This is a genomic window from Rickettsia tamurae, assembly GCF_000751075.1.
In the GTDB taxonomy this organism is placed as follows: Bacteria; Pseudomonadota; Alphaproteobacteria; order Rickettsiales; family Rickettsiaceae; genus Rickettsia; species Rickettsia tamurae.
This window is the reverse complement of the sequence record NZ_CCMG01000008.1, coordinates 16515-29688: the sequence shown is the minus strand read 5'-3', so window position 1 is coordinate 29688 and position 13174 is coordinate 16515. Positions and strand designations below refer to the sequence as shown.

The following is a 13174-nucleotide window of genomic DNA, read 5'->3' as shown; positions in this document are numbered from 1 at the left end:
ATTCTCCATATTATAAATTAACTATAAACTCGGCTTCAGTTTTAGACTTTATTTCCTCAATAGTAACATCATCAGCCTTTCTAACTAATATCATTTCATCTTTATCAATATCAAAAATTCCAAGATCGGTAATTATTCTGTTAACTACTTTTTTGCCTGTTAACGGAAAGCTACATTCTTTTAATAATTTAGCACTGCCGTCTTTTGCGTTATGTTCCATTATAATAACTACTCTTTTGGTGTTAGTGACTAAATCCATAGCTCCTCCCATACCTTTAACCATTTTGCCTGGGATAGTCCAGTTGGCAAGATCGCCTTTTTGTGAGACTTGCATAGCCCCTAAAATAGTTAAATCAATATGCGAACCTCTAATCATCCCGAATGAAAAGCTACTGTCGAAATAGCTACTTTCAGGAATAGCGGTGATAGTTTGCTTACCGGCGTTAATTAAATCAGGATCTTCCTCTCCTGCGTAAGGAAACGGTCCCATACCAAGCATACCGTTCTCGCTTTGAAATATTACATTCACTCCTTTAGTTATATAATTTGCTACATGCGTAGGCATACCTATACCAAGATTGACATATAACCCGTCTTTAAGTTCCTCTGCGGTTATTTGATAAATTTCTTCTTTGCTCCAAGCCATATCTTATTTTTCCCTGACAGTTAATTGCTCAATACGTTTCTCATATTTTTCACCTACTATTAATCTTTGTATAAAAATATTAGGTGTATGAATATTGTTAGGGTCAAGCTCTCCCACCTCAACTATTTCCTCTACTTCACAAACCGTAACTTTAGTGGCACCTGCCATGACTACATTAAAGTTTCTTGCTGTTTTATTGTAAATCACGTTGCCGCTTTTATCGGCTTTAAAGCCTTTAATAATAGCAAGGTCGGCTTGAAGGGCAGTTTCCATTATATATTTTTCGCCGTTAAACTCCTTTGTTTCTTTACCTTCCTCTACGATTGTACCTATACCTGTTTTAGTATAAAAAGCCGGAATTCCCATGCAAGCAGCTCTAATTCGTTCAGCTAAAGTTCCTTGTGGGTTTAATTCAAGCTCAAGTACTTTATCAAGATATTGTTGTTCAAAAATCTTATTTTCTCCGACATACGAAGAAATCATTTTTTTGATTTGTTTAGTTTGAAGAAGAAGCCCAAGTCCGAAATTGTCAACACCACAATTATTGCTTATAACTGTTAAATTTTGAACATTGCTTTTAAGAAGTGCATTTATTAAATTTTCAGGAATACCGCATAAACCAAAGCCACCGGACATTATAGTCATGCCGTCATAAAGAAGTCCTTCAAGAGCAGCTTCAGCCGAAGGATAGATTTTATTCATAAATTTTAAATTATTTAATATCTATTATTTAAGAAATTAGGAGGATTTTCAAAAGAAGTCAAGGACATACATACCTACGTTTGGTATATTAAAAAAATACTTTACAAATTTAAAATAGTATATATCGTGACTACTTAATTAAATTTAACTATTGCTACTTGTCTTTTATATTCATCATCAGTATTAGCAACTGCATCAAATATTGATGATGATATGACAGTTCAAGAAAATTCTAGAAAAAATTATAGCTATGTAGTTACTTATGATAAAGATATGTCCTCAAGAGCGAATAGCGATGCTGCTATGTCATTGATTGAAGGTTACCGTCAATTAGATGATGCTATATTTGCCGATTCAAATAATATAGCTATGAAGATCTTAAGTTATATTACAAGATTTACTGCTACATCTTGGATTATGGTAGGTAATCATGAAATAGGAGGTCATGGAGCAAGAGCAAGAGAATTTGACTTAAAAGTAACAAAATATGAGGTAGATCCTTTTGAGGGTACAACGTATTTTAAAGCTAAAGATTTTAATTCTTTGCAAGTTCATAAGCAAATTGCTATAGATACAGTGGGGATTCAAGCAAGTTATTTACTATCTGAAAATATTAAAGATAGATATATGGCAAGTAACAAAATTAATCCTACTTACGGTATAGGTTATTTATGGACAAGACTAGATCAAGCAAGTTATATTTTTAGCACTAAGTTTGATGGCAAAGATAAAAGCGGTAATGATATAAATGCATATGTAAAAGCGATTAACTCCATATACGGTAAAAATTATATTACTAAAAATAAAATTCGTTCATATGCTTTTTAGATTTATTTGATCCGTTTTTAGTTTATTCAGGTTATTCATTTGTAATGAATACTAACTTAAATGATATTCCGATGATTGATTAGGACCGGTTAAATATTTACCGGCTACTAGAGCGATACTTGCTCCATACGGTTTAGAGCGTGGTTTAGTTAACCATTTTGTTGTTGATAACAAATATATTCAAGTTAATGTTAATTACGGCAAAAATCAGAAATTTAAGTCTTACGGTGTCGGAGTTAAAGCTAATAACTTAGTCAAATTTGATTTTATCGGTTTAGGTTTAGAAGCGGCATTTTGGAATCAGCCTAAAATGTTAACCGCTACTCCTTTAAAAGAGAGCTGTAAACAAGGTGGACTTGGAGCAGTTAATTTTGAGCTTAGCTTAAATGAAACATTTAAGATAGTCGGCTCAGGCGGTTACAAAACAGCCAGATTTATCGAAGGTATGCCTTTAAAATCCTCAGCTATTCTTAGAGCAGGGCTAAAATTAGATTTATAAGCATTGCAAAAAACGTCATTACGAGCGGGCGTTGTTGTGTAGATCTAAAAATGCGTTCGGTGTCATACCGTGGCTTGCCACGGTATCCAGAAAAACAGCTTAAAATACTAAAATTTTAGTATTTTAAGCTGGATCCCGCGATCAAGTCGCGGGATGACACTGAAAAAACTGATCCACGTAGGCAATGCTTTCGTAGGCATAACATAAGGACACTTATTTTTTTATTAACTCTCTACTTATTTTAAAGTATATATGTAATCATGATATTAAAGTAATGATATATGACTATATATGCTAACTATTCTAGAAAAATTTTTATTCTCTTCTGTAAAAACGTTCATTAATATACGTGAAGATACCGTATCTGCTCTTAAAAGGCTTGGTATTAACAATATTCGGGATTTATTATTTTATCTACCCGTTTCTTATCAAAATAAAATATTATCACCTAATTTAACCGAAGTTAGAGACGGTGAAATAATCCAAACGGAAATTGTAATTGAGAGCATTAATTTACCGAAAAAAAGCCATCAGCCGTTAAAGATTACGGCTAGCAATGATACCGGTTCGTTGTTATTAGTGTTTTTCCATAAGCCCCCTCCATTTATTTTTAACAAGTTAAAAATTGGTACTTCTCATATTATCAGCGGGAAAGTACAATTTTTTGATCATTATTTGCAGATTTCACATCCTGAATTTATTACTAATCCTAAGCTTGCAAAGGAAATAGAGCCGATTTATTCCCTGACATATTTACTGAGTAACAAACAGCTATATTCGTATATCATAAAAGCAATAGAGATATTTGAAGAGAAATGTAAGAGTATAGAAGATAAAGAAGTAAAAGATTATTTAGATATTATATTGCAGAATTTGAAAATGTTGCATGTAAGTGAGGCTGTCATACCGTGGCTTGACCACGGTATCCATAACAACAACTGGATCCTGCGGTCAAGCCGCGGGATGACAACCCCAAGCAATACAATAAAGCCGTGGGATGACACTGAGTCGGCCAAAAAACAACTAGCAGCTAAGGAGCTTATCGCTAATCAAATATCTCTTTTAAATGTACGTACGCAAATAAGTAGAAGACAAGGTAATATTTACCCTAAAGCTGCAGCCATTCAAGCAAATATATTAAATGAGCTAGGATTTGAGTTAACTTCTTATCAAAAGCAGGTTATAGAAGAAATAGAGTTTGATCAAAGCGATAAAGTAGAAATGATGAGATTGTTGCAAGGCGATGTCGGCTCAGGTAAAACTTTGGTAGCTTTGCTTACGATGGTAAATACCGTGAAAGCCGGGTTTCAAGCAACTCTTATGGCTCCAACCGATTTGCTTGCTAACCAGCATTACGAGTTTTTTGTTAAAGCATTAAAAAATACTGATATAAGGGTTGCATTGCTTACCGGTAAGATTCTTGGGTCAGTTCGCAAAAATATTATGCTGCAGCTTGAAAGTGGTGAGATTGATATATTAGTCGGTACTCATGCGTTATTTCAAGAGAAAGTAAGTTTTAATAAGCTAGGTTATATAGTGATCGATGAGCAGCATAGATTCGGAGTGCAGCAGCGTTTGAATCTAATAAATAAAGGAGTAAATCCCGATGTATTAGTTATGACTGCTACACCAATCCCTCGGAGTCTTGCACTTACTATGTTTGGCGATATGAGTATCTCAAAGCTAATGGGTAAGCCGAGAAATCGTTTACCTATCGCTACGAACACTATGTCCGTTAACAAGATAGAGCATATTATCGAAGCAATAAACAAGAAACTTGTAGTAGGTGAGCGGGTATATTGGATATGTCCATTGATAGAGCAGGGAAAACCCCCTGTTGTCATACCGCGGCTTGACTGCGGTATCCAAAAAACAACTTATAATGCTAGTAATTTTGACTGGATCCCGCTACAAGCTCGTGGGATGACACCAGTGGAGGAAGAGGATAGTTTATTGATGGATGTGATGAATCGTTTTAACTCTATTGAAAATATCTATCAAGGTTATACCGGTATTATTCATGGTAAGATGAAGAACGAGCAGAAAGACCAAATAATGAAGCAATTTAAGGAAGGTGAAATTAAGATATTAGTTGCAACAACCGTTATTGAAGTCGGAATAGACGTACCTGAAGCCACCTTAATAATTATTGAAAATGCTGAGCAGTTTGGTCTCGCTCAACTTCATCAGCTTAGAGGTAGAGTAGGGCGGGGTAGTTTGCAGTCATATTGTATATTGTTATATAATCCTAAAAGGCTTGGAAAAGTTGCCCGAGGTAGGTTTGAGATAATGAAACAAACTAATGATGGATTTTATATAGCTGAGCAGGATTTAAAACTTCGAGGTAGTGGTGAGATTTTAGGAGTAAAACAAAGCGGCGAAATCGAATTTTTCTTTGCCGATTTAGCGGACGATTATGACCTACTTCTTAAAGCTCATAAATTTGCGGAAATAGGCTCAAAAGGTAATTTAAATTTTGTTAACTTTCAGATAAAGCTCTTCGCCAAATCGCAAGTAAGCGATTTGGTTTAGGTTTAGTGATTTTCGTCATTGCGAGGAAATTACATAAGTAATTAACGAAGCAATCCAGTAAAAAATCCTAATCTAAAGAATTTTTTTATTATTTTTTCTGGATTGCCACACTCCTTTTAGTCGCTTGCAATGACAATTTTTATTCACTCAATAATGCTTTCGTAGGATTTAATTGCCTTCTAGTATTTCTCCTGTCATATGGGTAGCACTATCATAATATGAAAGATTATAAGGTGGAGGAGAATCTAAATCTAAAGTATTTGAATCTATTCTGTTAGCAGAGGATTGGATTACTATTTTATTAAGATCATGAAGCTCTGCTATTTTATGATAAAGAATTTTTGAAACTTTTTTATTGTCTGCTGCTGCAGCAATATTATAAATTGTCTCACCGTTATTATTAGGTATTAAAGGAAATAATTTAAAATCAGTTTCTACTTTTGCCTTGCTAAAATAATTTTTTAGTAGAGGGGTATTTTGTGATTGAAGTATATTCATTAAAACTGAATTTCCTTGGGCGTCCTTATAATTAAGATTAAGTTGACCTGATGAAAGTAGTAGTTTTGCAGTTTTGTAAGAATTATTTTGTAATGAAGTTTTGAAAGCTTCATCTAGAGATATATTTACAGCATTATAAGCACGTATAGTAGTAGCTAAATCGTATTTATAAGTAAGTTTATTAAAAATGCTTTTTGGTGTTGCTGTTAGTACGCGAAGTATTGGCATAACTTAAATCCATTAATATTGTTTAATATTCATATAGCTTATATATTAAAAATTTTTAATATATAAATAAGCTTTAGTAATATACATATAATGGATTTAAATGTCAATTAATTAGTTTTTATTTACATTAGTTAGGTAGATAAAGCTAATCCTGTATGATTTCAGCAAGTCTAGTAAACAGAGCTTCAATCATATCCCAGCCTTTTTTTGAATATTGAGTAAAGAAGAATCATTAATATTTATTTGTTTTAATAAATCTATTCCCATTTGTTCATGTTCAGGATCAAGATGCATATGTGTTTTGAAATGTTTTGCTGCTTTATGATTAAAAAATATTGATCCTAATTTTTCATAAAATATAGTAGCACAAGACTCTATTACTAAATGGACAAGGACGGCTCTTTCACTATCTCCAAGAGTTATCATTTTTAGTGTAAACCAAGAACCTAAGGCCTCAAAAATAGAATCTGTAGTTTCTTCACCATTTTCTAGATTTTGGGATAATTCTATATTATGTCCAAATTCATCGGTAAGATGCTCCCATGCAAGTTGTTTAAATTCTTTTGTTTCAGAAAACACTACTCTTGCTAATACCATTTTTTGAAATTCGTCTGACCAAATCCGAAAATGTTTAAGAAATTTATTTTTTTGTAGAGTACTATCTAACTTAATTTTAAATAGTTTGTTTTTTCTAAATTGCTCTTTATATTGTTCATTATCCGAAATTAGACGATCTATCAAATCCATATTATCAACATTATCTAAATCATATTAATATTAATCTAGGACCACTGTCACTAATTATTAATGTTTACTTACCAATTTTTAAAACCATATGTGTATTTATAGATAAATATGAATTGTAAGATCATAATTTGTATGCAGTAAATATATAAAACATTTCGGCTTACCCATTTTAAATTTATCGGTATTTTTTGTGAATAATCGCTTATGATCATTAATATATAGGTAATTGTTAAAAAAGTGAGGTTTAAAATTAAGTCAGTATTTGAAAAATTAAACTCATTAAAGGAAATTGCAAGAGTAAAAAGAGTTGAATGCACGAAAGAAGCAAAAATTGCTATAAAACAGCAAAGTTTTAGATTTGCCTGTTCATGTTTTGAAATAAATCCAAGTATAATTATAGCAATTACAAGAGTCCCGTAATCAATCAAAGCCCAGCTAATATACCACAATATTACCATTATAATTGCATGACAATAACCGCTATAGAAAAAGCGAGTTAAAGAATTACGAAAATAATAAATATACCATTGCCCTAAATAGATAGAGATTAGAATATTTGTAGTAAGAAACTGTTTAAATAGCACAGTGGTATATATTTGTAGCAAAACACCGAATATTATTATATGGGTTTTTGGCTTATCATGAAAATTATAACCGGCAAAAAAGCAAAATACCGGCATAGCTGTACGACCTATGATCCGCATAATCGTTAATTCGGGATATAGATATAAACCCACATGATCAATAATCATGGCTATAATAGCTAAGGTTTTTAGCAAATCCTGATAATTTGATTGGTGCTTATTTCTTGTTATTATCATAATTAACCACTTTTAATAAATATGCCATGCCGAAAAATGCTCCCATTCCAACTGCAATTGTACTGCCTAGCATACAGACCTTAATCAGTAAATATTCCGAATAAAAATATTCTAAATAATAATGCTTTATTAAAGCAATTATAATAGACATTAATGTACAGCATAACAAAATTTTACCACAGAAAAGCTTTATACCGGCTTCTATATGTAGCTTATTTTGTTTTGTAGTATAGCTATATAATAAACCTAGATTATACCAAGCTGCAATAGATGTACCGACTGCAATACCGATATGTTTCAAAGAATCCATTAATAATAGATTTATACCGATATTAATTATTATTGAAAATAAGGTTATTTTGAGCGGTGTTTTAGTATCTCCGTTAGCATAAAAAATAGGAGTTAAAATTTTTGCCAAGACAAAAGCAGGAAGCCCAAGTGCAAACGCAGAAATAGCCTCAGCTGTATTTGTAGTATCTTGGCTCGTGAATACTCCTCTTTCATAAATTATATTAATAATCGGATGAGATAGAATTGTAATACCGAATGTAGCAGGCAATGATAACAATAGCCCCATTCTAATAGCGTTATTCTGTATTTTTTTTGCAGCTACTATATCATTTGATTTATATATTTTTGACAGCTCAGGTAGCAATATAGTAGAGAAGCTAGTACCTATTATCGATAAAGGAAATTGATATATCCGGTCGGCATAAGATAATATAGAAATAGCACCTTCAATAAAGCTAGCAATAGATTGGGATATGAAAAGGTTTAATTGCTGTACGCCGGAGCTAATGGTCGCCGGTCCCATATTAATCAAAAGCTTTTTTACATCGGGATCGCTTGGGTTAAAAATTATCGGAAAGTTTAAATCCGCTCTTTTCACACAGACAAACATAAAAGAAACTTGTAATATTCCGGCAATTATTAAAGATAAGCTAATTGAGATAGTATAATTGTCAAATGTTAGAGTAAAAATTATTACGCATACACTTAAAATAATCGGTGAAAAAGCAAAAGCTGCAAATTTCTTTACGGAGTTTAATATTCCGCCAAGTAGAGCCGTTAATGAAACAAATATTAAATAAGGTATTGTAATTCGGCATAAAAACACTGTAAGCTCAAACTTTTCTTTTTTACCGTGAAATCCAGGAGCAATAAACAGCATTAATTGTGGCATGAAGATTTGCATTAATGCTATTATTACTATTAATGTCAGAAGTAGAAGGGTAAAAACCTCACCTGAAAAATTATTAGCGGCTTTCTTAGAAATAAGCATTTTTTCATTATAAATAGGAATGAATACGCTTGATAATGCACCTTCTGCAAAAATTCTTCTAAATAGATTCGGTAGTTTAAAAGCAACATTAATGCTATCACCCATAGGCGTAGAGCCGAATAATGATGCGATAAATTGTTCACGCACAAGCCCGAATATGCGAGAAATTAGTGTAAAAAAAGCTACTACGACTCCTGAACGAAATAATCGACTTCTTGCATAACTTGCTTCTAAAGGTAATTTGTGCGTCAATCCGGTACTCGCATCCTCACGTACTAAAGTGTACGTTGCGGTGCTGCGTTCCGTGTTTCCTTCAAATTCCTCTTTATTAGCTTCGTTATGCAAGAAGTCGGCCACTGTTTGTTTTTTATCTTATTTTAATGTTATTGCATGGATCAAAAAACGTACGCGCTGTCATACCGTGGCTTGACCACGGTATGACAGCGTTGCTCTACGCTCCTGCCCTGTCTATACCTTCATTAATCAAGCTATCGGCTTTTGCTTTATTTTCCCATCCGGTAACTTTAACCCATTTACCTTTTTCTAAATCTTTATAATGCTCAAAGAAATGCACGATACGTTTCTTGAGCATGTCACATAAATCATCTAGCTCTTTAATATGATCAAAAGTAATATCGAGCTTAGAAGTTGGTACTGCGATTATTTTCTCATCAAGCCCTGATTCGTCTTCCATCATCAATACGCCGACTGCTCGGCATTTTATAACCGACCCAGGCACTACCGGATGATGAGCTACAACAAGTACGTCTACGGGATCGCCGTCATTTGAAAGAGTATGAGGAATAAAACCGTAATTACATGGATAGCTCATAGTGGTTTGCATAAAGCGATCAACAAAAACCGCTCCTGATTCTTTGTCAAATTCATATTTGATTGGACCACTATTCATCGGAATTTCAATAATTACATTTATTTCGTCATTATTTGCTTTTGCTTTGATTTTATCTATAAACATGTTTTTTGTTTTGTTTTTGTCATGCCGTGGCTTGAGCACACGGCATCCAGTTAAAAATGTTGAAACAACCTGTGTTTTAAGTTGTTTTTATGGATACCGTGGTCAAGCCACGGTATGACACCGAGTATTTTAACTCGGAGGTCTGTAATTCTCATCGTGCTTTGCAAGTAATTGTCTTGCTATAAATTTCCCATCCGATAATTGCCCGATGGCAATAATTCCTTGTCCTTCCCGAAATAGGGCAGGGACTACACCTTGGTATAATACCTCTAAATCCTTAATATTATCGGTAATAACAAAACTTGTCTTATCAGCAGCAATTTTATTTATTGAGTCTGTTTTAACAAGCCCACCGACTCTTAACTCTTTGCCTTGTTCTATTTCATTAATCTTTGACGGCGGCAAAAAAAATACTATATTTTTCTCTAAATTGTAAAGTATTATACTAATTCCTAAACATGCTGAGCAGAAACAAATAATTATTGTTATTAATCTATTTCTTACTCTCTTTTGCATTAAAGTTCTGTTTATTTTTCAATGACTTGTAATTTAAAAAACTTGCAATTAACAATATCGTTAAAACTAAAAAAGTAAATAAATATGCAGCTAATATATAACTACTCATTAATTGCCTTTTAAAAACTTCATAATTTCCTTAGGTGAAGAATCTAAATAGAAATGTTTCAGATATTTTCCGTTTGCATCGATTAAATAGGTAAAAGATGAATGATCAAGCATATAGTTCGGGTCGTCATCATCACCATTTACACGAGCATAGAAAACCTTGAATTTATCGGTTACATCTTTTATCTGTTGCTCGTTACCGGTAAGACCTATAAATTTTGGATGAAAATGTTTTAGATATTCTTTAAGTACTTCCGGTGTATCACGTTTTGGATCAATAGTGATAAAAACAGGTAGAATATCTATGTTATGTTTACTTAAAATTTCTACAATCTCCGTCATCTTATTTAGAAAGGTCGGGCATATGTCAGGACAAGAAGTGAAACCAAAGTAAATGAGACTTAAATTGCCTTCCAACTTATCACTATTAAATATCTTTCCATTTTGGTCAGTTAGCTCAAAATCGCCGCCGATTTTTACGTTATCTTCATAGATATTAACTTGACCGGCAAGCGGTTTGTCAGGAGTTTTTAAAGATAGCAATAAATATAATGCTCCTACTCCTATTAATAAGCTAATTACAATAATTATTTTTATAATATTTGACTGTATTTTCATAATATATTGTCCGTTTTTTCGTTGTCATTCTGTGGCTTGAGGAACGTTGTCAAAATCGTCATTGCGAGCAGCCGTAGGCGACGTGGCAATCTCATGAAATAATAACAAACTCCTGAGATTGCTTCGTCAATTGCTATGCAATTTCCTCGCAATGACGACTCCGGTACGCAACAATACCATAAAAATCATTACTGATAACCTCTTACACCAGACCTAGTTTTTTAGGTTTAAAATATTTTACCCAAATATCTATTAACAATTTAGTAATGATAATCGCCGAAAACATTGAAGATATAATCCCGATCGTTAGTGCAACGGCAAAACCTTTTATTGCCCCGACTCCAAATATATAAAGTAAAAAGGCAATGATTAAAGTAGTTAAGTTGGAATCAAGGATAGTAGCAACCGCAGATTCAAAACCGGTTTTAATAGCATAAAGATTAGAAACTCCCTTATGTAATTCCTCTTTAATTCTTTCATAAATCAATACATTAGCATCAACAGCCATACCCATAGTTAGTATTATTCCTGCAACTCCCGGCAGAGTTAAAGTAGCTTGGAAAAGTGAAAGTAAAGCTAAAATATATAACAATGCAAGGCTTAAGGCTATATTGGCAAATAAACCAAGCACACCGTAAGACCAAACCATAAATATACATACTGCTATAAATCCTATAAGTCCTGCCTTTTTGCCCGACTCTATAGAATCAGCACCCAAATTTGGACCTATACTTCTCTCTTCAATAATTTTAAGTGGGGCAGGGAGCGAACCGGCTCGCAATAATAGTGCAAGCTCATTTGCCGACTCAACGGTAAAATTTCCTGTTATTATACCGCTTCCGCCCATAATCGCTCCGTTTATCGTTGGAGCACTTAGTAATTTATTGTCTAAAACTATAGCAAGGCGTTTACCGGTATTATTTTTGGTTATTTCACCAAATATTTTACTACCTAAATTGTTGAAAGAAAAAGCAACTACCGCTTGCGAATTTTGGTCAAAAGAAGCTGAAGCGGTTGTAAGCTGATCTCCACCTAAAACAACTTTTTTCTTTATAACTACATAATATTCCCCATGACTTTCGCTATCTCCCTTAACTAGCATTGAACCTACCGGAACATTTCCTTTTACCGCTTCTTCGATATTGGCATTTTCATCAACTAAATGAAAAGTTAGCTTTGCAGTTTTCCCTAATATATTCTTCAGGTAAGAGGGATTTTCTTCACCGGGAACTTGCAGCAATATATGCTTATCGCCTTGTTTCTGTAGGGTCGGCTCTTTAGTGCCGGTACTATCAACTCTCATGCGAACGATCTCAATAGATTGGTCTACTACCTTATTAAGTAAGTCATTTAATCTAGATTCGCTGTAGCTAAGCTTTATTTTATTTTCATTTGCTTCAGCGATAATTTCCGGATCGATTTTATTAATTATTTTCTTTAACGGCTTTAATTCCTCAGGCGATCTTACTTCTAATTGAATGCTATTTTGTCTAACTAACAGATTTTTATAGCCGATTTTATCCTCACGAAAATTTTTGCGTAAAGTGTCGGCAAGATTTTCCATTGAATCATTTAAGTAGGTGTCAAAATCAACATCGAGTAATAAATGGGCTCCTCCTCTAAGGTCAAGCCCTAGATTTACTGAATCATGAGGCAGAAACTTAGAGTTTACCTGCATGAAATTAGGTAAGGCACAAATAACCGCAAAAACCGTACATATAATTGAAAGAAAAATTTTCCATTTAGGAAGATTTTGCACCGCTTACCTTCCTATCTTTTTTGTTATTTTCTTTTTTTACTGCTACTTCTTTTGTACGACTAGTTATATCGATAATAGCACTTTTTAAAGCTTTAATACGTACGTCTTTAGCTATTTCGATTTCAATATTATTGTTATTTTCACTTACTTTAGTCACAATACCGTAAATGCCGCTATTTGTTAGAACTTCTTCGCCTTTTTTAACTTCACTTACTAATTTCTCTCTTTCTTTGCGGCGTTTTTCTTGTGGACGTAATAATAAGAAGTAAAATACGGCAAAAATTAAAACCATCGGTATTAAGCTTGTTAACCCCGATTGTAGAGAATTTGTTTCTACAGGTACTGCTTCAGTTTCCTGTATTTCTATAGTGTCGTTATTGTTTGTCTGGTTATCTTGCGTATTTGCTAACATAT

General features: G+C 33.2%; 14 protein-coding genes and 1 pseudogene. 3 read left to right on the top strand and 12 right to left on the bottom strand.

From position 1 onward, the window contains the following. Positions 1-10 precede the first annotated feature (10 nt). Entirely contained in the window at positions 11-646 is a 636-nt protein-coding gene (locus MB29_RS01935) for a 3-oxoacid CoA-transferase subunit B (RefSeq protein ID WP_032138843.1), read from the bottom strand. Positions 647-649: 3 nt separating this feature from the next. Continuing rightward, positions 650-1348 (bottom strand): CoA transferase subunit A, encoded by a 699-nt coding sequence (locus tag MB29_RS01930; protein WP_032138842.1) that lies wholly within the window; start codon positions 1346-1348, stop codon positions 650-652. Between the two features lie 213 nt (positions 1349-1561). Here MB29_RS01930 and MB29_RS12420 point away from each other — a divergent pair, with 213 nt between their 5' ends. Next, positions 1562-2176, top strand: a complete 615-nt coding sequence (locus MB29_RS12420; RefSeq protein ID WP_233418860.1) for a hypothetical protein — start codon at positions 1562-1564, stop codon at positions 2174-2176. A gap of 51 nt (positions 2177-2227) precedes the next feature. Here the strand turns inward: MB29_RS12420 and MB29_RS13365 are convergent, their stop codons facing one another. Next, complete coding sequence (locus MB29_RS13365) at positions 2228-2350, bottom strand: hypothetical protein (protein ID WP_267881716.1); 123 nt, start codon at positions 2348-2350, stop codon at positions 2228-2230. Positions 2351-2486: 136 nt separating this feature from the next. On the opposite strand from MB29_RS13365, the gene MB29_RS01915 reads away from it, so the two are divergent. Both MB29_RS01915 and MB29_RS14440 read left to right on the top strand, forming a co-directional pair. After that, the gene (locus MB29_RS01915; protein WP_032139034.1) at positions 2487-2675 is read left to right on the top strand and encodes a hypothetical protein; all 189 of its coding nucleotides are present in this window, start codon (positions 2487-2489) and stop codon (positions 2673-2675) included. A 291-nt stretch (positions 2676-2966) separates the two neighbouring features. Further along, positions 2967-5207 (top strand): ATP-dependent DNA helicase RecG, encoded by a 2241-nt coding sequence (locus MB29_RS14440; RefSeq protein ID WP_032138841.1) that lies wholly within the window; start codon positions 2967-2969, stop codon positions 5205-5207. A 168-nt stretch (positions 5208-5375) separates the two neighbouring features. Here the strand turns inward: MB29_RS14440 and MB29_RS12415 are convergent, their stop codons facing one another. The 9 genes and pseudogenes from MB29_RS12415 to yajC form a co-directional block, all read right to left on the bottom strand. Beyond that, complete coding sequence (locus MB29_RS12415; RefSeq protein ID WP_233418859.1) at positions 5376-5933, bottom strand: hypothetical protein; 558 nt, start codon at positions 5931-5933, stop codon at positions 5376-5378. Between the two features lie 145 nt (positions 5934-6078). Beyond that, positions 6079-6680, bottom strand: a pseudogene (locus MB29_RS08090) (hypothetical protein). Between the two features lie 68 nt (positions 6681-6748). Further along, a complete protein-coding gene (locus tag MB29_RS01895; protein ID WP_032138840.1) occupies positions 6749-7501 on the bottom strand; it encodes a TraX family protein in 753 nt (250 codons plus the stop codon). Continuing rightward, positions 7482-9035 (bottom strand): murein biosynthesis integral membrane protein MurJ, encoded by a 1554-nt coding sequence (murJ, locus tag MB29_RS01890; RefSeq protein ID WP_410528031.1) that lies wholly within the window; start codon positions 9033-9035, stop codon positions 7482-7484. Before murJ ends, MB29_RS01895 begins: the two co-directional genes overlap by 20 nt. A 199-nt stretch (positions 9036-9234) precedes the next feature. Continuing rightward, positions 9235-9759 carry an inorganic diphosphatase gene (ppa, locus tag MB29_RS01885; RefSeq protein ID WP_032138838.1) on the bottom strand — a complete coding sequence of 175 codons (525 nt, stop codon included), beginning with the start codon at positions 9757-9759 and terminating at the stop codon, positions 9235-9237. Positions 9760-9888: 129 nt separating this feature from the next. Next, the gene (gene ccmE, locus MB29_RS01880; protein WP_032138837.1) at positions 9889-10275 is read right to left on the bottom strand and encodes a cytochrome c maturation protein CcmE; all 387 of its coding nucleotides are present in this window, start codon (positions 10273-10275) and stop codon (positions 9889-9891) included. A 108-nt stretch (positions 10276-10383) separates the two neighbouring features. Then, a complete protein-coding gene (locus tag MB29_RS01875; RefSeq protein ID WP_032138836.1) occupies positions 10384-11001 on the bottom strand; it encodes an SCO family protein in 618 nt (205 codons plus the stop codon). A 202-nt stretch (positions 11002-11203) separates the two neighbouring features. Beyond that, a complete protein-coding gene (gene secD / locus MB29_RS01870) occupies positions 11204-12760 on the bottom strand; it encodes a protein translocase subunit SecD (RefSeq protein ID WP_032138835.1) in 1557 nt (518 codons plus the stop codon). Then, on the bottom strand, positions 12744-13172 hold the full coding sequence (gene yajC / locus MB29_RS01865; RefSeq protein WP_032138834.1) for a preprotein translocase subunit YajC: 429 nt from the start codon (positions 13170-13172) through the stop codon (positions 12744-12746). Before yajC ends, secD begins: the two co-directional genes overlap by 17 nt. Positions 13173-13174: the final 2 nt, after the last annotated feature.